24 protein-coding genes are annotated in these 25,629 nt (G+C 39.6%); 14 read left to right on the forward strand and 10 right to left on the reverse strand.

From position 1 onward, the window contains the following. Nucleotides 1-125: 125 nt before the first annotated feature. The 3 genes from P7V56_RS02820 to P7V56_RS02830 all read right to left on the reverse strand — a co-directional run bounded on the left by P7V56_RS02820 (nucleotide 126) and on the right by P7V56_RS02830 (nucleotide 2,661). Entirely contained in the window at nucleotides 126-665 is a 540-nt protein-coding gene (locus P7V56_RS02820; protein ID WP_171221188.1) for a CopD family protein, read from the reverse strand. 8 nt (nucleotides 666-673) lie between these two features. After that, a complete protein-coding gene (hemH, locus tag P7V56_RS02825; protein ID WP_171221187.1) occupies nucleotides 674-1,687 on the reverse strand; it encodes a ferrochelatase in 1,014 nt (337 codons plus the stop codon). A gap of 101 nt (nucleotides 1,688-1,788) precedes the next feature. Further along, a complete protein-coding gene (locus P7V56_RS02830) occupies nucleotides 1,789-2,661 on the reverse strand; it encodes a helix-turn-helix domain-containing protein (protein WP_171221186.1) in 873 nt (290 codons plus the stop codon). 229 nt (nucleotides 2,662-2,890) lie between these two features. Between P7V56_RS02830 and hemA the strand changes: the two genes are divergently transcribed. The 10 genes from hemA to P7V56_RS02880 all read left to right on the forward strand — a co-directional run bounded on the left by hemA (nucleotide 2,891) and on the right by P7V56_RS02880 (nucleotide 11,040). After that, nucleotides 2,891-4,147 (forward strand): glutamyl-tRNA reductase, encoded by a 1,257-nt coding sequence (gene hemA, locus P7V56_RS02835; RefSeq protein WP_171221185.1) that lies wholly within the window; start codon nucleotides 2,891-2,893, stop codon nucleotides 4,145-4,147. Between the two features lies 1 nt (nucleotide 4,148). After that, nucleotides 4,149-5,078 (forward strand): hydroxymethylbilane synthase, encoded by a 930-nt coding sequence (gene hemC, locus P7V56_RS02840; protein ID WP_171221184.1) that lies wholly within the window; start codon nucleotides 4,149-4,151, stop codon nucleotides 5,076-5,078. 3 nt (nucleotides 5,079-5,081) lie between these two features. Further along, the gene (locus P7V56_RS02845; RefSeq protein WP_171221183.1) at nucleotides 5,082-5,753 is read left to right on the forward strand and encodes a uroporphyrinogen-III synthase; all 672 of its coding nucleotides are present in this window, start codon (nucleotides 5,082-5,084) and stop codon (nucleotides 5,751-5,753) included. A 30-nt stretch (nucleotides 5,754-5,783) separates the two neighbouring features. Beyond that, nucleotides 5,784-6,806: a uroporphyrinogen decarboxylase gene (hemE, locus tag P7V56_RS02850; protein WP_171221182.1), complete on the forward strand. Its 1,023-nt coding sequence runs from the start codon at nucleotides 5,784-5,786 to the stop codon at nucleotides 6,804-6,806. A gap of 36 nt (nucleotides 6,807-6,842) precedes the next feature. After that, nucleotides 6,843-7,760, forward strand: a complete 918-nt coding sequence (hemF, locus tag P7V56_RS02855; protein WP_171221181.1) for an oxygen-dependent coproporphyrinogen oxidase — start codon at nucleotides 6,843-6,845, stop codon at nucleotides 7,758-7,760. A 68-nt stretch (nucleotides 7,761-7,828) separates the two neighbouring features. After that, the gene (locus P7V56_RS02860) at nucleotides 7,829-8,191 is read left to right on the forward strand and encodes a four helix bundle protein (RefSeq protein WP_171221180.1); all 363 of its coding nucleotides are present in this window, start codon (nucleotides 7,829-7,831) and stop codon (nucleotides 8,189-8,191) included. A 25-nt stretch (nucleotides 8,192-8,216) separates the two neighbouring features. Further along, entirely contained in the window at nucleotides 8,217-9,212 is a 996-nt protein-coding gene (hemB, locus tag P7V56_RS02865) for a porphobilinogen synthase (protein ID WP_171221179.1), read from the forward strand. Between the two features lie 134 nt (nucleotides 9,213-9,346). Continuing rightward, complete coding sequence (locus P7V56_RS02870) at nucleotides 9,347-9,721, forward strand: c-type cytochrome (protein WP_171221178.1); 375 nt, start codon at nucleotides 9,347-9,349, stop codon at nucleotides 9,719-9,721. A gap of 68 nt (nucleotides 9,722-9,789) precedes the next feature. Beyond that, a complete protein-coding gene (locus tag P7V56_RS02875) occupies nucleotides 9,790-10,260 on the forward strand; it encodes a methylated-DNA--[protein]-cysteine S-methyltransferase (protein ID WP_171221177.1) in 471 nt (156 codons plus the stop codon). Between the two features lie 66 nt (nucleotides 10,261-10,326). After that, nucleotides 10,327-11,040, forward strand: a complete 714-nt coding sequence (locus tag P7V56_RS02880) for a 3'-5' exonuclease (RefSeq protein WP_171221176.1) — start codon at nucleotides 10,327-10,329, stop codon at nucleotides 11,038-11,040. A gap of 48 nt (nucleotides 11,041-11,088) precedes the next feature. Here the strand turns inward: P7V56_RS02880 and P7V56_RS02885 are convergent, their stop codons facing one another. Continuing rightward, entirely contained in the window at nucleotides 11,089-14,031 is a 2,943-nt protein-coding gene (locus tag P7V56_RS02885; protein WP_171221175.1) for a S8 family serine peptidase, read from the reverse strand. 234 nt (nucleotides 14,032-14,265) lie between these two features. Here P7V56_RS02885 and P7V56_RS02890 point away from each other — a divergent pair, with 234 nt between their 5' ends. The 3 genes from P7V56_RS02890 (at nucleotide 14,266) to P7V56_RS02900 (ending at nucleotide 17,796) form a co-directional block, all read left to right on the forward strand. After that, entirely contained in the window at nucleotides 14,266-15,705 is a 1,440-nt protein-coding gene (locus tag P7V56_RS02890; RefSeq protein ID WP_171221174.1) for a spore maturation protein, read from the forward strand. Nucleotides 15,706-15,796: 91 nt separating this feature from the next. Next, on the forward strand, nucleotides 15,797-17,398 hold the full coding sequence (locus tag P7V56_RS02895) for a fumarate hydratase (RefSeq protein WP_171221173.1): 1,602 nt from the start codon (nucleotides 15,797-15,799) through the stop codon (nucleotides 17,396-17,398). Next, nucleotides 17,398-17,796 carry a hypothetical protein gene (locus P7V56_RS02900; protein ID WP_240976558.1) on the forward strand — a complete coding sequence of 133 codons (399 nt, stop codon included), beginning with the start codon at nucleotides 17,398-17,400 and terminating at the stop codon, nucleotides 17,794-17,796. Before P7V56_RS02895 ends, P7V56_RS02900 begins: the two co-directional genes overlap by 1 nt. 73 nt (nucleotides 17,797-17,869) lie before the next feature. Here the strand turns inward: P7V56_RS02900 and P7V56_RS02905 are convergent, their stop codons facing one another. The 5 genes from P7V56_RS02905 to P7V56_RS02925 form a co-directional block, all read right to left on the reverse strand. After that, a complete protein-coding gene (locus tag P7V56_RS02905; protein ID WP_171221172.1) occupies nucleotides 17,870-18,526 on the reverse strand; it encodes a 3-oxoacid CoA-transferase subunit B in 657 nt (218 codons plus the stop codon). A 2-nt stretch (nucleotides 18,527-18,528) separates the two neighbouring features. Next, complete coding sequence (locus P7V56_RS02910; protein WP_171221171.1) at nucleotides 18,529-19,230, reverse strand: CoA transferase subunit A; 702 nt, start codon at nucleotides 19,228-19,230, stop codon at nucleotides 18,529-18,531. 198 nt (nucleotides 19,231-19,428) lie between these two features. Then, complete coding sequence (locus P7V56_RS02915; protein ID WP_171221170.1) at nucleotides 19,429-21,744, reverse strand: penicillin-binding protein 1A; 2,316 nt, start codon at nucleotides 21,742-21,744, stop codon at nucleotides 19,429-19,431. A 4-nt stretch (nucleotides 21,745-21,748) separates the two neighbouring features. Then, nucleotides 21,749-22,234 carry a gliding motility lipoprotein GldH gene (locus P7V56_RS02920; protein WP_171221169.1) on the reverse strand — a complete coding sequence of 162 codons (486 nt, stop codon included), beginning with the start codon at nucleotides 22,232-22,234 and terminating at the stop codon, nucleotides 21,749-21,751. Next, nucleotides 22,218-23,468 carry a PSP1 domain-containing protein gene (locus tag P7V56_RS02925; RefSeq protein WP_171221168.1) on the reverse strand — a complete coding sequence of 417 codons (1,251 nt, stop codon included), beginning with the start codon at nucleotides 23,466-23,468 and terminating at the stop codon, nucleotides 22,218-22,220. The genes P7V56_RS02920 and P7V56_RS02925 overlap by 17 nt, the downstream gene beginning before the upstream one ends. Nucleotides 23,469-23,650: 182 nt before the next feature. On the opposite strand from P7V56_RS02925, the gene P7V56_RS02930 reads away from it, so the two are divergent. Continuing rightward, complete coding sequence (locus tag P7V56_RS02930; protein ID WP_171221167.1) at nucleotides 23,651-24,064, forward strand: lipocalin-like domain-containing protein; 414 nt, start codon at nucleotides 23,651-23,653, stop codon at nucleotides 24,062-24,064. A 57-nt stretch (nucleotides 24,065-24,121) separates the two neighbouring features. On the opposite strand, the gene trhO is transcribed toward P7V56_RS02930, so the two are convergent. Continuing rightward, entirely contained in the window at nucleotides 24,122-25,480 is a 1,359-nt protein-coding gene (trhO, locus tag P7V56_RS02935) for an oxygen-dependent tRNA uridine(34) hydroxylase TrhO (protein ID WP_171221166.1), read from the reverse strand. Nucleotides 25,481-25,629: the final 149 nt, after the last annotated feature.

Consider the following 25,629-nt stretch of genomic DNA (forward strand, 5'->3'; position numbering starts at 1 on the left):
AAAATCCTGGTGCGAAGGGAAAGCATTGATAGTTTGATGTTTAGCATTGATTCAGTGATTGGTAATTAGAGATTAGTAATTAGTAAAAGCATTCTTTGAGCCAATCACTAATTACTAGTCACTAATTACTTTTTTTCTCTTATTCTTTTATAAAATTTAAAGCCCAGCATAATCAGCACCGAAAATAAAACGATACCGACCACGCCGTAAATCCAGTTGAAAGCGTTTTTTAAAATTACTAAAAAAACTACCGCAAAAAGGATAATAGTAGCGCCTTCATTCCACAGTCGCATAAAGTTGGAGTTGTATTTGAATTCGTTATTTTGTAACTGATTATAAATTTGATGGCATTTGAAATGATAGGCAAACAATAAAACCACAAAACCCAATTTGACTTGCATCCAAGGCATCTGTATCCATTCAGGCATTAAATGTAACAACCACAAAGCAAAAATTGTTGCCAAAACTGCACTCGGCCAAGTGATGATATACCAAAGGCGATAGGTCATAATTTTGTATTGCTTGAGTAAGATTTCCCGCTCGGGAGAAGGCTTGTCGTTGGCTTCAATTTGGTACACAAACAAGCGAACAATGTAAAACAAACCTGCAAACCAAGTGATCACAAAGATGAGGTGTAATGATTTAATGTAATTGTAGAGTTCCATGTAAACAATTATTTACTCCAATCTTTTACCCAATTCGCCACGACTTGACACCATTCATCTTCATCATTCAAACATGGCACGGCAAAGAATTCTTCTCCTCCGTTTTCTTTGAATTCTTCATGGGCACGCATGGCTATTTCTTCCAAAGTTTCTAAACAATCGGAGACGAATGCCGGTGTTACAACCGCTAATTTTTTGATTCCTTTCTTTGGCATTTTATTGATTTCAACATCGGTATAAGGCGTTAACCATTTGTCACCGGCCAAACGGGATTGAAAGGTTTGGCTGTATTTATCTTCCGGAATTCCGAGTAATTCAACCACTTGTCGAGTCGTTTCATAACATTGGTGGCGATAGCAAAATTCATGCGCCGGCGATGGTGTTATGCAGCATTTATTATCGATAGTACAATGGGATTTGGTTACATCAGTCTTGCGAATATGACGTTTCGGAATCCCGTGGTAAGAAAACAATAAATGATCATATTCAAAGCCTTCCAAATGTTTCTTAATCGAGTTGGCTAAAGCTTGGATAAAATCGGGTTTGTTGTAAAAAGCAGGCACTTTGGTGATGGTCATTTCCGGGAAATGCTTTTGTTGCAATTCATCGGCTAAAGCCCAAATGGTTGTAGTCGAAGCCATCGCATATTGCGGATACAAAGCCAACAACATTACTTCGGTTACGCCTTTGTCCTTTAACTCTTGCAAGCCTTTTTGAATCGTCATAGAACCGTAACGCATGGCCAAAGCCACGGGAACATCAACTAATTTTGATACTTTTTGGTGCATTTTTTTAGAAATCACAATCAGCGGCGAACCTTCATCGGTCCATATCTGGCTGTAAGCTTCCGCCGATTTTTTCGGTCGGGTTTGTAAAATAATGCCGCGAACCAAAAGCGCTCTTAACAAATACGGCACATCAATCACGTATTTATCCATTAAAAATTCATCTAAATAAGGCTTTACATCTTTTGGGGTTGGACTTTCCGGTGATCCTAGGTTGACTAATAATACTCCTTTCATTTTGGCAATTTTATTTTTTTTATAAAAGTAATGAAACTTCTTTTTTTGACTTTGGGTTGTTAAATTCTTTATCGATAATGAGATATACGAAATCAATCCGATTAGGTATTGGCTTGTAAACTCATTAAATATTTTTTGGGCGTAGTGGCAAATTTCTTTTTAAAAGCCGCGATGAAATGACTGCCGGTACTGTAGCCGATTTTGAGCCCGACTTCATTTACATTATAAGAACCGGAATCCAGTAACTGACGAGCATAATCCATTTTGTAATCGAATAAAAACCCGTAAACCGTATCGCCGTAAATTTGCTTGAAACCCATTTTGAGTTTTTTTAATGTTAAACCTACTTGATTCGCCAATTCATCTAAACTCGGTGGTTCGGCCATATTGGCAATGATGATTTCTTTGGCCTTTTTGATTTTCAAGACGTTTTCTTCATCGATTAAAAACGGACATTGCTCAGCATTCGGATCGTCATTGCGGTTAAAAAACAAACTCAACAATTCATAGCCTTTTCCTTTATAATATAGATTTTTAATGGACGGATTTAAATTGTAATGGAACATTTGGTTCAATACAATCGCCATTGACGGACTGATATCACTTTCATTATAATATTTGCGGTCTTTGTTTTCTTTACTTAAAAAAGGAATGTGTTCCGCGTCATCGGTAAACAGACCGTGGAATTTTTTGATGGAAACTAAAATCGTAATCAACCACGATTTGGGTTCGATTTCCACATGCAACGGCAACTCTTTCTCCGGATTGTAAAAAAGCAAACATTTTTCCTCTTTCAAATCGAGCGTATAATTGCCTTTGTTGAAAATAAATTTCGCGCTGCCTTTTAACCCAAAATGAAATTGAATTAAGCCCATGGTCACAGGCCTTTCAAAGGTTGTGATTTCCTCGGTGTCGTTTTGAAAACGAATCAAAATGAACTCGTCGTCAATTTTTATTTCTTCTTTAGAACCCATAGCGATATTTTTTCGTATATGTTTTGGAAGCGAAATCAAAATGTTATTTAGAATGAGTCTACATAAAGCAGTTCTGAGCACTTGATTTCACTACAAATTTAAAAGAAATAACGATAAAAAGACAAATGAGTTTAAAAATAACATTGAGCGACATAAAAAGTTCTTTTAGCGTTACTTTTATAAAATCGATAGCAATAACTTTGTTTCACTTTTAGGGAAAGAGCAATTTATGGAACACGGAAACATATCCAAGCACAGTACTTTTTACGCGGTAGGCTTAAGTTATAAAAAAGCCGATGCCGAAATGAGAGGTAAATTCAGCTTAGATGATAACGCCAAAAGTAACGTTTTAAGCCAAGCGCAAACCGAAGGTATTGAAGCACTCATTGTAACTTCAACGTGCAACCGTACCGAAATTTACGGTTTCGCCCAACATCCTTTCCAACTTATCAAATTACTTTGTGAAAACAGTCAAGGCACCGTAGAAGATTTCCAAAAGGTCGCTTATGTTTATAAAAATCAAGAAGCCGTTTCCCATATGTTTCGTGTTGGAACCGGTTTAGACAGTCAGATTTTAGGTGATTTTGAGATCATCAGTCAAATCAAATCGGCTTTTGTAGAAAGCAAAAACCGTCATTTGGCTAACGCTTTTATGGAGCGATTGGTGAATGCTGTGATTCAGGCCAGCAAACGCATCAAGAATGAAACTGAAATTTCTTCAGGTGCCACTTCGGTCTCTTTTGCAGCCGTGCGTTACATTTTTAATAATGTAGAAGACATCGCCAACAAAAATATTCTGCTTTTTGGCACTGGAAAAATCGGTAGAAATACTTGTGAAAATTTGGTCAAACATACCAAGCACGAGCAAATTACTTTAATCAATCGTACCAAAGACAAAGCCGAACGATTGGCGAGAAAGTTAGATGTAATTGTGAAAGATTACGTCGATTTACAGTTAGAAATCCAAAAAGCCGATGTGTTAGTCGTAGCCACCGGCGCACAAAATCCAACGGTAGACAAAGCGATTTTGAATTTGAAAAAACCCTTGTTGATTTTGGATTTGTCCATCCCGAAAAACGTCAACGAAAATGTTCAGAATGTTCAAGGCGTTAGCTTAGTCCACATGGATCATTTATCGCAAATGACCGATGAAACGTTGGAAAACCGTAAAAAACACATTCCGGCTGCCGAAGCCATCATTGAGGAAATCAAAGAGGAGTTCATCGCCTGGACCAAGCAACGTAAGTTTGCTCCAACCATACATGCTTTAAAGGAAAAACTCAATTCTATCAAAGACGGAGAGTTGAATGTACAGCGCAAAAAAATAGCCAACTTCGACGAAGAACAAGCTGAATTAATCAGCGCCCGTATCATCCAAAAAATCACCAATCATTTTGCCAATCATTTAAAAGATGACAACACCATGGTAGATGAAAGTATTGAATGGATTGAGAAAATTTTTCAGATAGAAACCTCTTCTAAATAAAATGGCCAAAACAATCAGAATAGGAACTCGCGACAGCGAACTCGCCCTTTGGCAAGCCCACACCGTTCAAAAAAAACTCAACGATTTAGGGTATAAAACCGAAATTATAGCGGTAAAATCACAAGGAGACATCATTTTAGACAAACCGCTTTACGAATTAGGAATCACCGGCATTTTTACCAAAACCCTTGACATCGCCATGATTAACGGCGATGTAGATATAGCCGTTCATTCGATGAAAGATGTACCAACGGCTTTGCCAACCGGAATTGTACAAGCTGCCGTTTTAGAAAGAGCCAATGTCTTGGATATTTTGGTGCACAAAGGCCAACTCGATTTTTTAAACGAAAAAGCCACCATTGCCACCGGAAGTTTACGCCGACAAGCGCAATGGTTAAATAAATATCCCAATCATACCGTAGTAGATTTACGCGGTAATGTGAATACGCGTATGCAAAAGCTGCAGGATAATGATTGGAGTGGAGCGGTTTTCGCGGCGGCTGGTTTAGAAAGAATCAATCTAAAACCGGATACGTTTATCAATCTCGACTGGATGATTCCGGCTCCGGCGCAAGGGGCAATGGTTGTGGTTGCTATGGGGAATGACAATTTTACCATTGATGCCGTTTCACAATTAAATGATATTGAAACCGAAATTTGTACTTATATAGAAAGACAGTTTTTAAGAACCTTGGAAGGCGGATGTACCGCACCTATAGGCGCTTTGGCCCAATACAATCAGCATGATGATACGATAACATTTCACGGATGTTTGCTTTCACTGGATGGAAAACAAAAATTTGAAATCAAAAAAGCAGTGGACATTTCGGAATGGAAAAAATTAGGCTTTCATTCGGCCCAAGAAATACTGGAAAACGGAGGAAGTGCATTGATGGCGGAAATCAAAAAACAGCTCAAACCTAAAGCATAAAAGATGGAAACTCAAATTCGCCTATTGTCAACCAAAAAGCTTTCGGATAACCAAAAGCAATTGTTGTTGAGTGCGAATTTCGCAGTTGAAGAAGCTGATTTTATCAAGGTGGTGAACAAATCTTTCCATTTAAAAGACATCAATGACTATTTAATTTTTACCAGTCAGAATGCGGTAGAAAGTGTTTTAGAGAATGAAAGGATAGCCGAAATCAAGACCCGAAAGTGTTTCTGTGTAGGCGAAAAAACCAGAGCATTGTTGGAACAAAACGGTTTTGAAGTAATCGTAAGTTCAGATTATGCTTCGGAATTGGCTTCAATCATTTGTAACCAATATTTAAAAAGCAGTTTTACGTTCTTTTGCGGGAATTTGAGAAGGGATATTTTACCCGATTCCTTACAATTGGCCGAAGTGGTTTTTGAAGAAATTGAAGTTTATGAAACCGTTCTAACGCCACACAAAGCCGCCGATGATTTGAACGGAATTTTATTTTTCAGTCCGTCGGGAGTGCAAAGTTTTTTGAAAACCAATACCATCCGAGATGAAGTTTGCTTTAGTATCGGTGGTACCACAGCCAAGGCTTTGAGAGGAATTACCAATAAAGTAATCATAGCCAATCAGCCCAATATTGAAAGTACCATTATTAAAAGCATAGAATTTTTTAACAAAATATAATTTGGCCACCGCCAAAACCAAACAACCATTATGATTAAAAACGATTTATTCCTTCGCGCTCTAAACAATGAAACTGTAGAACGTCCACCGGTTTGGATGATGAGACAAGCCGGAAGATATTTGCCTGAGTTCAGAGCTTTACGCGACAAATACGATTTCTTTACCCGTTGTGAAACCCCGGAATTAGCGGCCGAAATCACGGTTCAACCTATCAGAATTGTAAAACCGGATGCCGCGATTTTGTTCTCGGATATTTTGGTAGTGCCCAGAGCGATGGGAATTCATGTGGAATTGAAAGACAATTTGGGACCAATCATTCCCAACCCGATTCGTACGATGGAACAAGTCAATCAGGTTTTTGTGCCGAACATCCATGAAACCTTGGGTTACGTGATGGATGCCGTAAAACTCACCAAAGAAATGCTAAACGATGAGGTGCCATTGATCGGTTTTGCCGGTTCTCCATGGACGATTTTCTGTTACGCGGTAGAAGGAAAAGGCTCGAAAAGTTTTGATACGGCTAAAGGTTTTTGTTTCTCCAACCCGGTTGCAGCACATACTTTATTACAAAAAATCACAGACACCACGATTTTATATTTAAAAGAAAAAGTAAAAGCGGGTTGTAACGCCATTCAGATTTTTGATTCTTGGGGCGGCATGTTATCACCGGTAGATTATCAAGAGTTCTCGTGGAAATACATCAACCAAATCGTTGAAGCTCTAGCCGAAGACACCAAAGTAATTGTATTCGGAAAAGGCTGTTGGTTTGCACTTAATGACATGGCGAAATCCAAAGCTTCAGCATTGGGAGTTGACTGGACTTGCTCGCCAAGAAATGCCCGCTATTTAACAGGAGGAAAAATCACTTTACAAGGAAATTTCGACCCAAGCCGATTGTTATCGCCTATACCAACCATCAAAAAAATGGTGCACGAAATGATAGACGAATTCGGTAAAGACAATTACATTGTAAATTTAGGTCACGGCATTTTACCTAACATTCCGGTTGATCACGCTAAAGCTTTTGTAGAAGCGGTGAAAGAATATAAATAGCTGTCGGCTGACAGCTTTTAGCTAAAAGCTAACAAAATGAAAGACAAATTCTATCAATACATACTTCAACTCCAAGACCAAATCACTTCAGCTTTAGAAGCAGTCGATGGCGAGGCTAAATTCCGCGAGGACCTTTGGCAACGACCGGAAGGCGGCGGCGGAAGAACACGTGTTATCGAAAACGGAAAAGTTTTTGAAAAAGGTGGTGTCAACATTTCAGCTGTTCACGGCAAATTGCCGGATACCATGCAAAAAATGTTCGGCGTTGGCGAAGCTGATTTTTTCGCTTGCGGATTGAGTTTGGTCATTCATCCAAAAAGTCCGATGGTACCTACAGTACATGCCAACTGGCGCTACTTCGAAATGTACGATGATAATGGCAGCGTGATTAATTCTTGGTTCGGTGGCGGACAAGATTTAACGCCTTATTATTTGTTCGAAGAAGATGCACGTCATTTTCACCAAACCTGCAAAACCGCTTGCGACAAACACAATCCCGATTTTTATCCGAAATACAAAAAACAATGCGACGCTTATTTTTGGAATGCCCATAGAAATGAAGCCCGAGGAATCGGCGGTTTGTTCTTCGATTATTGCAAAGCAACGGAAGAAATATCTATGGAAGATTGGTACCATTTCGTAACTGAAGTCGGCAATAGTTTTTGCGAAGCTTATGTTCCGATTGTGGAAAAAAGAAAGGATTTACCATATACCGAAGTCCAACGCAACTGGCAAGAAATCCGTCGTGGTCGGTATGTCGAATTCAATTTGGTACACGACAAAGGCACGTTATTCGGCCTAAAAACCAACGGCAGAATTGAAAGTATCTTGATGAGTTTACCACCGCACGTGCAATGGGTGTATGACCATCATCCGGAAGCCGGAAGCGAAGAAGAGAAATTGATTAAGGTACTAGAAAATCCTATAGAATGGCTATCAGCTATCAGCGGTTAGCATTTAGCTACTTGAAGGCTTTAAATACTTAGAAAACAAAAATACAGCTTATAGCTAACAGCTAAAAAATGAGAGATTATAAGAAATTTTTAGTTTGGGAGAAATCACATCAATTAACTTTAGATGTTTATAAAATGTTGCCAACTTTTCCGAAAGACGAAATGTTTGGTTTGACGAGTCAAATCAAAAGATCTTCTTCATCTATCCCAACCAATATTGCAGAAGGTTGTGGCAGAAATTCTGATAAAGATTTTTGTCGATTTCTATACATTTCGTTCGGTTCAGCCAATGAATTAGAATATCAAATATTTTTGAGTATCGAATTAAATTTTCTAGAAAATGAGCAAGGCCAAATCCTTTTGAAACAAATAGAAGAAGTCAAAAAAATGCTCAACGGATTAATAATAAAATTAAATAACGCTGAAAGCTAATCGCTAACAGCTAAAAGCTAAAAATATGTTCCCACTACAAAGAGGCAGAAGATTACGCGTCAACGAAAGCATTCGTTCTTTAGTTCGCGAAACCACATTAAGTCCGGCCGACTTTATGTTTCCCATGTTCATAGCAGAAGGTGAAAACTACCAATCAGAGATTGCCTCTATGCCGGGTATTTTTCGTCGTTCAATCGATTTAACGGTAGAAGAAGTCAAAGAACTTTTCGCTTTAGGAATTCGTGCCGTCAATATTTATGTAAAAGTGGACGAAAGTCTAAAAGACAACACCGGAAAAGAAGCGTGGAATCCCAATGGATTGATGCAACGCGCCATTCGCGCCATCAAAACCGCTTGTCCGGAAATGATTGTCATGCCCGATGTGGCGCTCGACCCATATTCGATTTACGGCCACGATGGTATCATCGAAAACGGAGATATTGCTAACGATGCTACCAACGAAGCTCTGGTAAAAATGGCGGTTTCCCATGCGCAAGCCGGAGCCGATTTCGTAGCACCAAGCGACATGATGGACGGAAGAGTTTTAAGATTACGTCAAGGTTTAGATGCCGCTGGTTTTCAAAATGTAGGCATTATGAGTTACTCGGCCAAATATGCTTCGGCCTTCTACGGCCCGTTTCGCGATGCCTTAGACAGTGCGCCAAGAGAAGCCGATGTAGTCGTTCCCAAAGACAAAAAAACCTATCAAATGGATTACGCCAACCGCATCGAAGCCATCAAAGAAGCCTTAATGGATGTTGAAGAAGGCGCCGATATGGTCATGGTCAAACCCGGAATTGCGTATTTGGATATTGTTCGCGAAGTCAAAAACGCCGTGAATGTTCCGGTAACGGTTTTCCACGTGTCGGGCGAATATGCCATGATCAAAGCCGCTTCCGAAAGAGGTTGGCTCGACCACGACAAAATCATGATGGAACAATTGATGTGTATTAAAAGAGCCGGCGCGAGTTTGATTTCGACTTATTTTGCCAAAGAAGCGGCGATTTTATTGAATAAATAATGTCATCCTGAGCTTGTCGAAGGAAGGAGCGAAAGGCTCGGGATTTATCAGTTATCCATATTCCCGCTGTCCGCACTACACGGTAAATACTCCCATCGGGGCTAATTAGGATTTGTATTGAATTTTTGTACACTATGAAAAAAATTATTTTATTCACTTTTATCATAACCTTCACGTCTTGTAAAAAAGAAACCGAAGACAACTACGGTCAACCCAAACAAGATAATACCGCAGTAGCTATTTCCGGTCAGGAATTATTTGAAGGCAAAGGAACGTGCACCGCATGCCATTTACCCGACCAAAAAGTAATCGGGCCAAGCATCACAGAGATTGCCAAAATCTACAAAGAAAAGAAAGGCAGCATTGTTTCTTTCCTCAAAGAAGAAGCCGACCCAATTGTTGACCCAAGTCAGTACGAAACCATGAAAACCAATTTCGCCATCACCAAAAAAATGAGCGATGAAGAACTCAAAGCTTTGGAAGAGTATATCTACAGCTTTTCAAAATAAGTAGTTCGTCAGTTCGAGTGTCCCGATTTTAATCGGGATGTATCGAGAACATTTGTTATCTTTATCTCATGGAAACCGCATTCATCAAAACCCCTTTAGGCGTTGCTAAAATCGTTGGCGATGAGAAAGGCATTTCGATAATTTCTATTTTAGAAGAAGGCGAAATCACCAATGCCATTCCGGAAGTTTTAAAAGAAGCAGTCCATCAACTCCAAGATTATTTCCAAGATAAACGAGCCGATTTCAATTTTAAAATCAATCCGCAAGGCACCGAATTCCAACAGCGAGTTTGGCAAGAATTACTAAATATTCCATTTGGCAAAACCATGTCATATCTTGATTTATCCAAAAAGTTAGGCGATGTTAAGGCCATTCGTGCCGTAGCTTCCGCCAATGGTAAAAACCCATTATGGATAGTCGTTCCGTGTCATCGCGTTATTGGGACCGATGGTTCATTAACCGGTTACGCCGGCGGACTTTGGAGAAAAAAATGGCTATTGGAACACGAAAGCCCATCAACACAGCAATCACTTTTTTAGCTATTTTTCTTTCATATTTAAAATAAATGATTACTTTTAAGTCGGTTATTTCTTAATTTTATTACCATGATTGAAAAAATCCCACTCAATAATATTCTCTTTCTCGATATAGAAACCGTTCCTGAAGAAAACAACTTCAACGCTTTAGATGCCGAAATGAAATCCCTTTGGGAACAAAAAACACAATACCAAAGAAAAGACGAATACACGCCGGAAGAATTTTATGACCGCGCCGGGATTTGGGCCGAGTTTGGTAAAATCGTTTGTATATCTGTCGGTTATTTTGCCAACAAAAGCGACATTAGAAATTTTAGGGTAACTTCCTTTTTTGGTGAAGAGCAAAAGATTTTAAAAGATTTCGCCAATTTGTTAGAGACACATTTCAATGGAGCGCAACACTTACTTTGTGGTCATAATGCCAAAGAATTCGACTTTCCATTCATAGCCCGCAGAATGATTATCAACCAAATTGCTATTCCGAGTAAACTCAATTTATTTGGCAAAAAACCATGGGAAATTCCGCATTTAGACACCTTGGAATTGTGGAAGTTTGGCGACTATAAGCATTTTACTTCTTTAAAATTACTGACTAAAATACTTGGCATTCCATCTCCAAAAGGCGATATCGACGGAAGTCAGGTAGCCCATGTTTTTTACGTTGAAAAAGACATTGACCGAATTGTAACCTATTGCGAGAAAGACGTAATTGCTGTAGCCCAAATTTTTCTTCGACTGCGGAGAGAAGAGCTTTTGATAGAAGATGAAATTTTGCATGTATAAAAAAGAGGTCAGCTGACCTCTTTTTTATTTGCTATACTTTTAATGATATTAGTTTCTTTTCAAAATAATTTTCTTGGTTACTGAAGCTTGTTGATTAGCAATATTGACTAAGTAAACACCGTCTTGAAGGTTTTCTATGCTAAGAGAAGTGTGTACCTGATTAGTTTCTTTAGTTATAATAGCTCTTCCTTGTAAATCATACAAAGTGATGGTTGCTTTGTCACTCATTTCCGGAATGGCAATGTTTACTATTCCTTTTGTAGGGTTAGGATATACGCTACTGTTCTGAATCGGATTTTCTGCAACCGTCAACAAGGCAGGAACAACTCTACAAATGTCAATACTGAAATTGTTGATGGCACCACCATCTTCATTATAAGGATCAATAACTCTCAATGTCCAAACACCGTCTGCAGGTAAATTATTAAGTACACTTAAACTAGTTACCGGAGCAATAGCGCCGCTAATAGCCGGATTACCTACACAACTTGGAAAGCTTCCCGAATCGTCATAAGTACAATTAATGTTGTCTTCTCCGGTACAGGCCTCTTCTTGTAAAATAATTATCGGACTACCAATAGACGCCGGACCTTCTAAAGTAATTGTCATATCTTGAACCCAAGTATGTGATAGGGTAAGGTTTACATTAATGTCCCCAATAGTATAACCACCGGTGATAGTTACCGGTACCGAAGCTTCAGAGTTAGCAACACTGGCGATAACCGCATTGCTGTAATTTGTTGCCGGGAAATTGGCATCACAAATCAAGTTACCGGTGGCAAAATTGTAAACCGTCGCCGAGGTGATAGCAACCGTACCACAATTATTCATAGGAATGACTCTCCAATAGTAACGAGTAGCTTCACTTAATCCTGAAATAGTATAGGTATTAGCACTTACATAGTCATCAGTTAATAAGCTGGAAAAATCACTGAATCTTGAAATTTGAATTTGATAAGTCAAAGCATTGGCTTGAGCAGTCCAATTTAAAGTTACAGTTGTAGACAAACCGGTTTGTCCGTCGGTAGGCGATTGAATGGCAATAGGTTGAAAATTACCATTATAAACACGAAGCGTTTTGTATCGGGTTTCTGTCTCAATTTCGTTTGAAGCAAGTACACCAATAAAGTATTCGCCGGCCGCCACGTTAGACAATCCAGTGACAGTCATGGTTACAGTACCGTTGGCGCTCAAAGAACTCGGAGTGAAGGTTGCATTGGCACCCGGAGGTAATCCTAAAGCGGAAAAAGTAGTTGTCCCTGAACCCGATTGAGCATAATTAAAAGTATAAGTAGCATTTTGTGTTGAACACAAGGTGACATCAGCTGAACTTGGGTTTAACGAAAAGGCGGAATTGATACCGGTAACCACCAAAGAGAATTTTTGACTTCCCGTAACCAATGATCCTTTGTGGGTTACAGTAATAGTGTAATCACCTGCAGTAGGGGCATCAATTTTGATGAGTTCCACATTATCCACATTATTGTCACCGGTTCTGATGGCCGGAGCATCAGGACTACTTGTCAATTTCCAAGGGAAATAAGTGTTTCCGTTTCGAGTAATTCTAATGTCTAAATCATTAACTAGTACCGGTGTGCTATCATTCGGGCCATTATTGCCTGAATTCACTATTCCGGGTAAATCAGTCCAGGTTATTGAAGCCATTAATGGGGTAGTACCATTAGAGTTAACAGTCATCGTAAAGCTTTGATTGTTGTTGATGTTCTCTTCAGATACCCAAGAGGTTAAGCCGTTATTAGTTATCGTTTCAGCGGCTCTTTTTGCATTTAATAATCCCCAGCCAAATTTTGCATCAGGTCCTATCAATCCGGCATCATCTGCAGTGTGACAAGCCAAACCTTTTAGGGTAGCGGCACGCAAAAAGTTAGTAGTGAGATTTCTGTAGTGTTGTTGTAATAAAATTAATGTTCCGGCTACGTTTGGAGAAGCCATTGAAGTTCCGGTTAAAGTTGCCGTACCGGTATTGCTGGAGTTACTGGTTGAAGTTAAATTGGTTCCGTTTCCGGTGATGTCCGGCTTAATGCGTAAGTCATCGGTAGGACCTTGACTACTGGAGGTATTAATAGTTATAGTGCCTGTTACAGCTCCGTCTGCACCGACAGAAACATCAGTACAATTGGCCACAACCAAGTTGTTTTTGGCGGTTTTATCTCCTACAAGTTTATCAAATCCAAAAGCAATCGGGTCATCATTATCATTATTACCACCTTCGTTACCGGCAGACATTACCGCCAAATAATAAGGCGCATTGTATGCGGCTTCATCCCATTCATAGGCGCCGTAAGTATATGCGCCAATATACCAAGACGGCAATACATTTGTACCACTGGTAATGGGTGTCCCATAAGAATGGTTAGAAATTAACATCCCCATTTGGGCCTCAGAAATGGCTTCTCCTAAATCTTCATTCCAATCAAAAGTACGCGCAAGAGCTTCCGGTGCCATTCCTTTAACAGCCGCAGGGTTGGCACTTGCCACCATAGTTCCGGCGACATGCGTTGCGTGAAGAACTGTTCCGGTACTACTGTTGTCGGCAACAGTTACCCTACCGCCAAAGGCCGTATGACTCGCTCTTACATTTCCTCCGTCCCAAACTCTTACGGTCATTCCTTGACCGTTAAGATTTAATCCCATGGAACCGGTACTGTTTAAAAAACTGGCTCGGGTAGAACGTGAAGCATTCACGTTTTGATTGGAATAATAAATAGGAAAACCATCCGGGGTTAGCTTCATTAACTCTAAGATGGAACCATCTTCTTTTTCTACAAAAACCGGCCATCCTTTTGTTAAGGCAACTGCCACTGCTTTTTGTTTTTCGGCTTTGGCTTTATTTCGGTAAAAAGCTTCTCTTTCTTGGAGTTTTACCATATCATAATCAGCCGTGATTTTTTTAATCTCTTCTTGTGACTGACCAAATACGGAACAGGAAACAAAAATGATTAAAACCAGCTGTAAATAGTTCTTTTTCATAATTTTTTTTGAAGAATAATTAGTGTGTTGTTTACAATTTTGCAAATATATAAATCTTAACTTATGATGGTTGTTTTATTGTCAAATAATCATTATTTTTTGATAATTATTCAATACAAGTCAAAAAGGATTACAATTATTAAAGCTTTTTTATAGAAAATTTATTTCAAACCTAAGCCAAAAAATTATTTCTGTCCAAATTTGAGAAATAGTATATTTACCAAAAAACAGATTATGGTTTTAAGTAGATTTTGGCTCGCTATTTTTATTTCATCTATTGTCTTTGTAGTGTTTAGTTTAGTTACGTCAAACAGCTATTCGGTGGATTTTATTTTGAACGGAAAAAAAGATGATCCCATTTTAATTTCGGAAAAATACCTTAATCAAGTGCCGAAGTTTGTCATGGATAGTATTGAAAAAGCTCCTGAGCAAACAATGGTAGTTGATCGCGATACTCTTAATGCCGACACTACTTATGTTTACAAGAGTAAAACAGTTAAAATATACAGCGGTGTACAAAAATCAGATGGTTTATTACCCACTTGTAAAAACAGTTTACTCGATTTGATACTCCCGTTAATTGCTTATTTGGCTTTCTTTTGCGGGTTGATGGAACTATTAATTATCTCAGGTGCCGCCGAGAAATTAGCCAGAAGACTCAGTCCAATGTTTGCCAAAGTTTTCCCGTCTATTCCTAAAAACCATGAGTCGATATCTTATATGACGTTGAATTTTGCCGCTAACTTTTTAGGGTTAGACTCTGCCGCAACACCTTTCGGATTGAAAGCCATGCAAAGTTTACAGGAAATCAATCCCGAAAAAGACAAAGCCAGTGATGCTCAAATCATGTTCATGTGTTTGCACGCCGCCGGATTAACTTTGATTCCAACTTCCATCATAGGATATCGTGCCGCCGAAAATGCCGCCAATCCGGCTGATGTAATGTTGCCTTGTATTATCACATCTTTTATAGGAACCATTGCAGCCTTTTTAATAGTAGGCATTCGCCAAAAAATCAATTTCAGAAGCGCGTCATTGTTGGTGGCATTGATGACTGTTATTGGCGCTATCGTTGGATTGTTGTTTTATGTAAATGGCTTGGATTTAATCGGAAAGAATGCTTTTACAGCTAATCTTTCCGGATTGATGTTGGTGGCCATAATCGCCTTTACCCTAATCTTTTCTTTTATCAATGAGAAAAAATTTGTAGCCAAAGACACTACCATTTTTGATACTTTTGTAACCGGAGCCAACAATGGTCTGCAAACCGGCGTAAAGATTTTCCCTTATGTAATGGGAATGTTAGTCGCCATTTCTTTTTTTAGAAACAGCGGCTTGTTTGAAATCATCAGCAATTGGATTTCATTCGCGTTTTCGAATATCGGTGTAAGCAAACAAGTCACCGATTCTTTGCCGGTTGCTATGCTTAGACCATTTAGTTCAGGCGGTTCACGCGGATTTATGATTGATTCTATGCGTAACTTCGGTCCTGATTCTTTCACCGGCAGACTTAGTTGTATTTTCCAATGCAGCGCCGAAACCACTTTTTATGTGATAGCAGTTTACTTTGGAAGTATTAATGTGAAAAACACTAGATACACACTCGGCACTATGCTTTTGGTAGATTTAATCTGTGTGATTACGGCGATTTTTGTGGCGAGTTGGTTTTTTTAGGAAATGATTTGGTGTACATTAATTTAGCAACTATTTCATTTCAGCAATCGAGCACTTTGCTTAACTTTGCCACTTAAAATAACACAGCAAAATGGACTTTATATACCAAGATCCGTATCCCATTCTTAAAGACGATACGCAATACAAAAAACTCACTTCCGATTATGTAAAAGTCGAACAATTAGGCGATAGAGAAATTCTCACTGTCGATCCTAAAGGTTTAGAACTTTTGGCCCAAGAAGCGATGATTGATGTTTCGTTTATGTTGCGAAAGGCTCATTTACAAAAATTGCAAAACATCTTAAACGATCCGGAAGCCACGGACAACGACCGATTCGTAGCTTATAATTTATTGCAAAATGCCGCTGTGGCTGTCGAAGGAGAATTGCCTTCTTGCCAAGATACCGGAACAGCCATCGTGATGGCGAAAAAAGGAGAGAATGTGTATACCGGAGTGGATGATGCCGAATGGTTGTCGAAAGGAATTTTCAATTCGTACCAAATCAAAAACCTGCGTTATTCCCAAATTGTTCCGATTTCGATGTTTGAAGAAAAAAACTCAGGTTCTAATTTGCCGGCTCAGATTGATATTTATGCCAAAAAAGGTTCGAGCTATGAGTTTTTATTTTTGGCCAAAGGTGGCGGAAGCGCGAATAAAACGTTCTTGTACCAAAAAACAAAATCCCTTTTAAACGAAAAATCCTTAGACGAATTCATCCGTGAGAAGATAAAAGATTTAGGAACATCTGCTTGTCCGCCATATCACTTGGCTTTAGTCATTGGCGGAACTTCTGCGGAAGCTAATTTAGCCGCAGTGAAAAAAGCCTCAGCCGGTTATTACGATAATTTACCGACTTCCGGAAACATGTCGGGACAAGCATTCCGCGATTTAGAATGGGAAAAAAAGGTACTGCAAATTTGCCAAGAAAGTGCCATTGGTGCTCAATTTGGAGGAAAGTATTTTGCTCATGATGTACGCGTTATTCGTTTGCCGAGACACGCCGCTTCTTGTCCGGTTGGCTTGGGCGTTTCTTGTTCGGCCGATAGAAATATTAAAGCCAAAATTACCAAAGACGGTATTTTCTTGGAACAATTAGAAACCAATCCGAAACAGTTTTTACCGGAAGTACCTCCACATTTAGAAGCACCGGTTGAAATTGATTTGAACCGACCGATGAGCGAAATTTTAGCCGAGTTGACTAAATACCCAATCAAAACCCGATTGAAACTCAACGGAACGGTAATCGTAGCCCGTGATATTGCCCACGCCAAAATCAAAGAATTACTCGATGCCGGAAAACCAATGCCGGAGTATTTCAAAAACCATCCGGTGTATTATGCCGGACCGGCCAAAACCCCGGAAGGCATGCCATCGGGAAGTTTTGGGCCAACGACTGCCGGAAGAATGGATGTTTATGTAGACGAATTCCAAAGCCACGGTGGAAGTATGGTCATGTTAGCCAAAGGAAACCGAAGTAAAGACGTGATGAACGCTTGTAACAAATATGGCGGATTCTATTTGGGTTCTGTTGGCGGACCTGCGGCTATTTTGGCCAAAGAAAATATATTGAAAGTAGAAGTAGTCGATTTTGAAGAATTAGGCATGGAAGCGGTTCGCAAAATCACTGTAAAAGATTTCCCGGCTTTTATTATAACGGATGATAAAGGGAATGATTTCTTCGCTAATTTATAATGATGCTATTTACAGAAACCTTTAGCGAGTTTTACAGCAAAGTAAAAGAAAGTTTGGCCGACGGAACGTTTGCCAAATTGACTTTTGCCAAAACCATTGGGAATACCCAATTGATGAACATTTATATCCGTCCGATAGTAGAAGCGGAGGATTTACAATTGGAACTCAAGTTCAAATTCCAGCAAGAAGAAATCGTGGAGTTTCATACGATAGATGCTGCTTTCGACAGATTGTTGTCCTTCATTAATAATCCGTTTTCTTCAGTTATTTTATTTACTACTGAATTTGATTTGGTTTATAAACTCAACAAGAAAAAAACGGTCAGTATTACCGAACAACCACCAACCTTTGGTAATGCGTCACCAATACTGTTAGAGTATTTGGACAACAAAAAATAAAGAAATATTTAAGCATAAAAAAACCACAAAATTCAATGGAGTTTTGTGGTTTTTGTTTTTATAATGAGTTTGATTAAATCACCATTTCAGGAATATCGCCTTCAATGATTAATTCGGCTTCGGTTGAGGCGATAATGTGTTCTACTGATACACCAGGGGCACGTTCTAATAGTTTGAACCCTTTTGGGGTAATTTCCATTACGGCCAATTCGGTTACCACTTTTTTCACGCAGCCAACGCCTGTTAAAGGTAAAGTACATTTTTTCAAAATCTTACTTTCTCCGGCTTTGTTAACGTGCATCATGGCAACGATAATGTTTTCGGCTGAGGCTACTAAATCCATAGCGCCGCCCATTCCTTTGACCATTTTCCCCGGGATTTTCCAGTTGGCTATATCGCCATTTTCGGCCACTTCCATAGCGCCGAGAATCGTTAAATCTACTTTCTGACTTCTGATCATTCCGAAACTAAAAGCCGAATCAAAAAAACTCGCTCCCGGTAAGGTCGTGATAGTTTGTTTTCCGGCGTTGATGACATCGGCATCTTCTTCGCCTTCAAAGGGAAATGGACCCATACCCAACACGCCATTTTCAGATTGAAATTCCACCGATATATCCGTACGAACATAGTTGGCTACCAAAGTCGGAATTCCGATACCCAAGTTAACGAAATACTTATCCTTAACTTCTTGGGCAATTCTTTTTGCGATATCGTTTTTATCTAAAGCCATGATTAGTCTCTTTTACGGGTTGTACGTTGCTCAATTCTCTTCTCAAATTTCTCGCCTTTGAAGATGCGTTGCACCATGATGCCTGGGATGTGAATTTGGTTAGGGTCGAGTGTGCCAACCGGTACCAATTCTTCTACTTCGGCAATGGTGATTTTAGCAGCACCCGCCATAGGAGCATTAAAGTTACGAGCGGTTCCTTTGAAAATTAAGTTTCCGGCTTCGTCGCCTTTCCAAGCTTTTACGATTGAAAAATCAGCTTTGTAGGCTAGTTCCATGATGTGCATTTTGCCATTGAATTCGCGGACTTCTTTGCCTTCAGCAACTTCAGTTCCGTAACCGGCAGGGGTAAAGAACGCAGGAATTCCGGCTTGTGCAGCACGACATTTTTCAGCCAAAGTGCCTTGTGGTGTTAGTTCAACATCCAATTCACCTGAAAGCATTTGGCGTTCGAATTCGGCATTTTCTCCTACGTAGGAAGAAATCATTTTTTTGATTTGACGTTTTTGGAGCAACAAACCCAATCCGAAATCATCTACACCGGCATTGTTGGAAATACAAGTCAAACCTGTGGTTCCTTTTTGTACTAGTTCGGCGATGCTGTTTTCGGGTATACCGCAAAGTCCGAAGCCGCCGAGCATGATGGTCATACCGTCTTCGATACCTTGCAGTGCTTCTTGTACAGAGTTTACTTTTTTATTAATCATGATTGATTAGTGTTGTTTTGTTTGTGGCGTAAATTTAGGAATTTAATAGCGAATTGGGAAAATAAAAAAACCTCATTTGTTTCTTGGCAAATGAGGTTTTTTAGCCCCGATTGCCCCGAAACTTCGGGGGAAATCCTCGAAGAGATTGCAACGTAAAGCGGGAAATACCTGCTTGCCGGCAGGCAGGGCTCCTAAAAATTATAATCCGAATTCATCGGTGTTTTGTTCTTCTTCGGGATTGTCAACCGCGGTTGAATCGGTTTCGACTTTTGGCGGTGCCCAGCAATCTACTTTGATGGAAAGATTGTCCGGTCTTTGGAACGGATCTTTGGAAATTTGCAGGTCTTTGTCTTCGTAACATTTCTTCATCATATAACCCCAAATAGGTAAAGCAGCCGTAGCACCTTGACCATAAGTAATGCCTTTGAAACGGGCCGAACGGTCTTCACAACCTACCCAAACTCCGGTAACTAGATTTGGTACCATACCGATAAACCAGCCGTCAGATTGGTTTTGGGAAGTTCCTGTTTTACCGGCAATCGGATTGGTAAACATGTACGGATAGCCGGTCCAACGGTTGTCACCGCTTCCGCCACCTTGGGTACGCAAGCGCACACCGGAACCGCTTTCGGTAACGCCTTCGAGCAATTTGATTACGGCATAAGCAATGTCTTTGTTTAATACGTCGTGTGTATCAGGAACCGGTTCGTAAAGGACGACACCGTTTTTATCTTCGATTCTACTGATGAATTGCGGTTTGATGTAAACCCCTTGATTGGCGAAAGTACTGTAAGCGGCAACCATGTCTTCTACCGTGATCTCCACAGCGCCCAAAGCTATCGATGGTTGATTGGGAATATCGGCTTTTACGCCCAATTTTTTGGTCAATGCCGCAACAGATTCCGGACCGGTTTTGTCAATTAATTTGGCCGAAACGGTATTGATGGATAAAGCCAAAGCGCGTTTTAAAGTGACCATGCCTCGGTATTGGTGGTCGGAGTTTTTAGGTTCCCAATCTTCGGTTACATTGTGTCTGCCTTTGTGAATCATAAACGGACTGTCGATAATAGAATCACAAGGCGACATGCCGAGTTGCTCAATAGCTGTGGCGTAAACGAATGGTTTGAAAGTCGAGCCTACTTGTCGAGCGCCTTGCCCTACGTGGTCGTATTGGAAGTATTTGTAATCGATGCCGCCAACCCAAGCCTTGATATGTCCGGTTTGCGGTTCCATCGACATTAATCCAGCTTGCAGAAAGTGTTTGTAATAACGAATGGAATCCATAGGCGTCATTAACGTATCGATTTCCCCTTTCCAAGAGAAGATTTTCATTTTGGTTTTGATGTCGAAAGAAGCGATGATTTCGTCTTCGGTTTTGTCCATTTCTTTCATCACGCGCCAACGTTCCGAATTTTTCATGGCTTGGCTGATGATTCTTTTGGTTTCTTCAGGAGTAATGTTGACAAAAGGAGCGTTTTTATTATCTTTTTGTTGCGCAAAAAACTCTTGTTGCAAGTTTTTCATGTGAGCCTGAACGGCCTCTTCGGCATGTTCCTGAATTTTGGAATCGATGGTGGTGTAAATTTTCAGACCATCGCTGTAAATATCCCAATCACTGCCGTCAGATCTTTTGTTTTCTTTGGCCCAATTTTTCATGTATTCGCGAAGGAATTCACGAAAATAAGTCGCCGTTCCTTCTTTGTGACTTTCCGGATGGAAGTTTAAAACAATCGGTTTTACGGCTAAAGTATCGCGGGATTCTTTGGCTAAAACTTTGTTTCTCACCATTTGGTCTAAAACCGTGTTTCTTCTGTTTTTCACTTTTTCCAAACGGCGCAACGGATTGTAGAGCGAAGGATTTTTAAGCATTCCGACAAACATAGCAGCTTCATCGATAGTTAAATCGCGAGGTTCTTTTCCGAAATAAACTTTAGAAGCTGAACGAATTCCTACGGCTGTATTCACAAAATCGGCTTTGTTTAAGTACATGGCGATGATTTCGTTTTTCGTGTATTGGCGTTCCAATTTTACTGCGATAATCCATTCTTTTACTTTTTGAATGATACGAAAAGGTTTAAAACTGGAACCTTCTCCATGAAAAAGTAGTTTGGCCAACTGTTGGGTCAAAGTACTGGCGCCGCCATCAGCACCCAATTTGAGTGCGGCTCCAAAAGTTCTTCTGGCATCGATTCCGGAGTGTTCGTAGAAGCGCTCGTCTTCGGTAGCTACTAGGGCTTTTACCAAATGTGGCGGCAAGTCTTCGTATTTGATTGGCGTTCGGTTTTCGTTATAAAACTTTCCAATGGTAACGCCATCAGAAGAGATGATTTCGGTGGCCAAATTGGATTCGGGGTTTTCTAAGTCTTCAAAGGAAGGCATACTGCCAAAAAATCCCCATGAAGCTAAGAAGAAAAACAAGACCATGATTCCAAGTCCGTAAGCGAACAACTTCCAAAATTTCTTTTGGTAGTATTTGATGTCTTTGACTGTTGCGGTATTATTTTTTTGTGCCATATTTTTATTCTGTAGATTCTATTCTGAAACCAACATCGGTAATTCCGGCCAATGAAGGAACGCCTTCAATTTTACCGGTTTGTCTTACTGCATGTTTGATGTGAATTTTATAAACGCCTTTTTGAGTAAAACTTACCTTGTCTTTGTAAAACAATTTGTTTTCTTTAATATCGGTAAAGCCTTCTCCAAGAAGCGTGCCATCGGGATTAGTCATTTGGTATTCTAAAGTATCCACTTTTACTTGTCGGTTAGGTTGTTCCAAGGAAACAATTAAGAACAAATTATTAAATGGATAATCATCATTGTCTCTGACATTCACAAATAAATTATACACTTTTTTGACGTCTAATTGCGGCAACTCAAAAGTTATAATACTGTCTTTGTGCCATTCCTTTCCGACCGATTGGTATTCGTCAAAAACTCTTTTTTCGTCGCAGGAGATAAGCGAAAAAAAGACTAAAATAAAGAGGATGCTACTTTTTATCTTCATTCTTTTTCTGAATTATAATAGGTTTTTTTCCTTGCGGTTTTTGCTTTTGTTTTTGTCCTTCGTTTGATGTAGAATTTGACGCAACATCGGAAGTTTTCGCTTTATTTCGGTTTCGGTTTTTGTTTTTGTTTTTGCTTCTTCTTGGTTGGTCAAAACGAGTTAAACTTTCTTGTCCCATGGCGTTATTGAAATCTTTTTCCGGTTCGGCTACAATTTCAACAGCAAAATCTTCCAATGAACTTACTTTTTTACCTTGCTTGTTTTGGGCAACGATTTCTTTGACTTGCTCGATGTTTAACACGTGCCAATTGGCAAAATTGTCAAAATAAGCAAACCACATCAATCCTTTGAAGATGTCTTGTTTTTGGCAAACAGCATCGCCTTTTTCGGTTTTTAATTTGGTTTCAAATTCGGGAAAATCTTTTAGTGCATCCATGTAAGTGTCTAATTCATAGTTTAGACAACATTTCAGTTTGCCGCATTGTCCGGCTAATTTTTGAGGGTTCAAAGACAACTGTTGGTAACGCGCTGCAGAGGTATTGACACTTCTGAAATCGGTTAACCAAGTGGAGCAACACAATTCTCTTCCGCAAGAACCGATTCCGCCCAAACGAGAAGCTTCCTGACGAAAACCCACTTGTTTCATCTCAATTCGGGTGCTGAATTCGCGAGCGTAATCTTTAATCAACATTCTGAAATCGACGCGATCATTTGCAGTGTAATAGAAAGTAACCTTAGAGCCATCGCCTTGGAATTCGATATCTGAAATTTTCATTTCTAATTTGTGAGCAATCGCCAATTCACGCGCTTTAACTTTCATCGGCTCTTCTTTGTCACGAGCATCACTCCAAATATCAATGTCTTTTTGAGACGCTTTTCGGTATACTTTCGGGATTTCTGTGCTGGTGTGATTGACACCTTTTTTCTTCATTTGAATTTTTACCAATTCGCCGGTTAGGGTAACAATCCCAACATCATGTCCGGGAGAAGCTTCGGTAGCCACTACATCCCCAATGCTTAGGGTTAGTTTTTCGGTATTGCGAAAAAATTCTTTTCTGCCGTTCTTGAATCGCACTTCCACACAATCGAAAGGCGCTTCGCCATTGGGCAAACTCATATTAGCCAGCCAATCGAAAACGGTTAGTTTGTTGCAGCTATCGGTGCCGCAAGTCCCATTATTTTTGCATCCTTTTGGCGCACCGCCATCGGAAGTTGAACAACTTGTACAAGCCATAATTTGGAGATCTGTATGTTGGGCATCTTATTTTTCAAACAAGACTACTTATCATAAACGTTAAAAGTGTAAAGATAGTATTTTTTAAAGTTTTTAAAATTCTTTCGGATAATATTTGATTTTGTTTTTTTATAAGATAATTTATCTATTTTCGCCTTTCTAATAAAATAAATTATATCCTAATGAAAAAATTAAGCTTATTCTCTTTGGCAATTTTGTCAAGTTTTGCGATTTCATGTTCCTCTGATGATAGTCCGACTACTTCCGGAGATATCTTAGGCAAATGGTATTTTAAAGAGTACAAAGTACAAGGACAGACTATTCCTTATGATGACCATGAAGAATGTGGTAGAGATTATATTCAATTCAATGCAGATGGCTCAGGAGCCAATGTAGATGTTTGGAATTGTGAGTTGGACATCGCCCCTTTTACATATACTAAATCAGGCAACAATCTTTCGATTACTTCTGATGGCGTAACTGATATTGTTCCAATAACTGAGCTTTCAGCAACAACTTTAAAAGTAAAAACGATTTCTGATTTTGATGATGACGGTGATGATGAAACAGTTGTTATAGTTTTAACAAAAAACTAAAAAATAAAAACCGAGTTTTAGACTACCCCAAATAGCATCTAACTATTTGGGGTATTTTTATGTTACTATCTTGAATAATTTATCGGATAAACGGATGCGGAAAGGCACTTCGAAAGTAACTTTATCGCCTGTTTTGGCTAGAGTGCTTGCTTGGCCGTTGACCATCATTTTTTCTAAAACCAATTCTTGGTTTCCGGTGGTTGGTCCGCTGATTAAAATTTTATCACCAAGGTTCAATTCGTGGTTTTCCATCAAGAATAAACCTATGCCCGCTTTAGTATAGTAATGTTCGGCTTTGGCTACTAACACTTTTTTGATCTTGATTTTTTGACGAATGTCTTTAGTTTCTTGCGCTTTCGCCAAAGGAACATTCGGTAAGTCACCTGAATGTTTGAAACGCAAATTCTCGGAACGGCCTTTGCGGAAGATTTTGTTGCCTACTTGTTTCCCGCGGCGTAATTTTACTTGTTCGGCTAATGGAAGGTGTGTGGTTTCTAAGCATTCGGTAGAGCAACAATTTTCCATCAAAGCCATACAATCATCACATTGAATAAATAACAAATGACAACCGTCGTTGGCGCAATTGGTGTGATTGTCACAAGGTTTGCCGCATTGGTGACATTGTGAAACGATATCGTCGGTGATTCTTTCCCCTAATCTGTTATCAAACACAAAGTTTTTCCCGATGAATTTGCTCTCGAGGTTTTGCTCTTTAATTTGACGCGCATAATTGATGATGCCGCCTTCAAGTTGAAATACATTTTTAAAACCTTGGTGTTTGAAGTAAGCCGAAGCTTTCTCGCAACGTATCCCTCCGGTACAATACATCACCAAGTTTTTGTCTTCTTTGAAATCTTTCAATTGTTCATTGATAATCGGCAAGCTTTCGCGGAAAGTTTCCACATCGGGTGTAATGGCGTTTTTAAAATGACCGACTTCACTTTCGTAGTGATTTCTGAAATCCACTACTATAGTGTTTGGGTCATCTAAAATTTGGTTGAATTCTGCTGCGCCTAAATGCACGCCTTTGTTGGTTACGTCAAAAGTGTCGTCGTTTAAACCATCGGCTACAATTTTGTGTCGGACTTTTATGGTGAGTTTTAAAAACGAATGGTCATCGTGTTCTACGGCTACATTGAGGCGAATGCCTTGCATAAAATCGTACGCTTCCAGAGTGTCGCGGAAGGCTTCAAAGTTTTCGGCCGGCACACTCATTTGAGCATTGATACCTTCGTGGGCTACGTAAATTCGACCAAGTGCATCGAGTGCATTCCAGGCGATAAACAATTCGTCTCTAAATTTTTTAGGATCTTCAATTTTGGCGTACGCATAGAAAGACAACGTAAGGCGTTGTTGTCCGGCTTGGTCAATCAGCTCGGCTCTTTCTTCTGCGCTTAAGGTGTTATACAGTTGCATGCTATAAACGTTTAAGTGAGAAATATGTTGTGAATTCTAAATGGAAGAATTCGGAGCAAAGGTACATTTTTAAAATAAAAAACCCAACCGAATAAACGATTGGGTTTCTTTTTCATAGCATTTCTCCCATTTAGCATGGCATCTTGAAA

Origin of the sequence: Flavobacterium sp. IMCC34852 (genome assembly GCF_030643905.1) — a bacterium.
GTDB classification, from domain to species: Bacteria; Bacteroidota; Bacteroidia; order Flavobacteriales; family Flavobacteriaceae; genus Flavobacterium; species Flavobacterium rivulicola.

What these genes read in the sequence shown, in the direction of transcription:
- P7V56_RS02820 (WP_171221188.1), bottom strand. Translation starts at nt 665, where the DNA reads ATGGAACTCTACAATTACATTAAATCATTACACCTCATCTTTGTGATC.
- hemH (WP_171221187.1), bottom strand. Translation starts at nt 1,687, where the DNA reads ATGAAAGGAGTATTATTAGTCAACCTAGGATCACCGGAAAGTCCAACC.
- P7V56_RS02830 (WP_171221186.1), bottom strand. Translation starts at nt 2,661, where the DNA reads ATGGGTTCTAAAGAAGAAATAAAAATTGACGACGAGTTCATTTTGATT.
- hemA (WP_171221185.1), top strand. Translation starts at nt 2,891, where the DNA reads ATGGAACACGGAAACATATCCAAGCACAGTACTTTTTACGCGGTAGGC.
- hemC (WP_171221184.1), top strand. Translation starts at nt 4,149, where the DNA reads ATGGCCAAAACAATCAGAATAGGAACTCGCGACAGCGAACTCGCCCTT.
- P7V56_RS02845 (WP_171221183.1), top strand. Translation starts at nt 5,082, where the DNA reads ATGGAAACTCAAATTCGCCTATTGTCAACCAAAAAGCTTTCGGATAAC.
- hemE (WP_171221182.1), top strand. Translation starts at nt 5,784, where the DNA reads ATGATTAAAAACGATTTATTCCTTCGCGCTCTAAACAATGAAACTGTA.
- hemF (WP_171221181.1), top strand. Translation starts at nt 6,843, where the DNA reads ATGAAAGACAAATTCTATCAATACATACTTCAACTCCAAGACCAAATC.
- P7V56_RS02860 (WP_171221180.1), top strand. Translation starts at nt 7,829, where the DNA reads ATGAGAGATTATAAGAAATTTTTAGTTTGGGAGAAATCACATCAATTA.
- hemB (WP_171221179.1), top strand. Translation starts at nt 8,217, where the DNA reads ATGTTCCCACTACAAAGAGGCAGAAGATTACGCGTCAACGAAAGCATT.
- P7V56_RS02870 (WP_171221178.1), top strand. Translation starts at nt 9,347, where the DNA reads ATGAAAAAAATTATTTTATTCACTTTTATCATAACCTTCACGTCTTGT.
- P7V56_RS02875 (WP_171221177.1), top strand. Translation starts at nt 9,790, where the DNA reads ATGGAAACCGCATTCATCAAAACCCCTTTAGGCGTTGCTAAAATCGTT.
- P7V56_RS02880 (WP_171221176.1), top strand. Translation starts at nt 10,327, where the DNA reads ATGATTGAAAAAATCCCACTCAATAATATTCTCTTTCTCGATATAGAA.
- P7V56_RS02885 (WP_171221175.1), bottom strand. Translation starts at nt 14,031, where the DNA reads ATGAAAAAGAACTATTTACAGCTGGTTTTAATCATTTTTGTTTCCTGT.
- P7V56_RS02890 (WP_171221174.1), top strand. Translation starts at nt 14,266, where the DNA reads ATGGTTTTAAGTAGATTTTGGCTCGCTATTTTTATTTCATCTATTGTC.
- P7V56_RS02895 (WP_171221173.1), top strand. Translation starts at nt 15,797, where the DNA reads ATGGACTTTATATACCAAGATCCGTATCCCATTCTTAAAGACGATACG.
- P7V56_RS02900 (WP_240976558.1), top strand. Translation starts at nt 17,398, where the DNA reads ATGATGCTATTTACAGAAACCTTTAGCGAGTTTTACAGCAAAGTAAAA.
- P7V56_RS02905 (WP_171221172.1), bottom strand. Translation starts at nt 18,526, where the DNA reads ATGGCTTTAGATAAAAACGATATCGCAAAAAGAATTGCCCAAGAAGTT.
- P7V56_RS02910 (WP_171221171.1), bottom strand. Translation starts at nt 19,230, where the DNA reads ATGATTAATAAAAAAGTAAACTCTGTACAAGAAGCACTGCAAGGTATC.
- P7V56_RS02915 (WP_171221170.1), bottom strand. Translation starts at nt 21,744, where the DNA reads ATGGCACAAAAAAATAATACCGCAACAGTCAAAGACATCAAATACTAC.
- P7V56_RS02920 (WP_171221169.1), bottom strand. Translation starts at nt 22,234, where the DNA reads ATGAAGATAAAAAGTAGCATCCTCTTTATTTTAGTCTTTTTTTCGCTT.
- P7V56_RS02925 (WP_171221168.1), bottom strand. Translation starts at nt 23,468, where the DNA reads ATGGCTTGTACAAGTTGTTCAACTTCCGATGGCGGTGCGCCAAAAGGA.
- P7V56_RS02930 (WP_171221167.1), top strand. Translation starts at nt 23,651, where the DNA reads ATGAAAAAATTAAGCTTATTCTCTTTGGCAATTTTGTCAAGTTTTGCG.
- trhO (WP_171221166.1), bottom strand. Translation starts at nt 25,480, where the DNA reads ATGCAACTGTATAACACCTTAAGCGCAGAAGAAAGAGCCGAGCTGATT.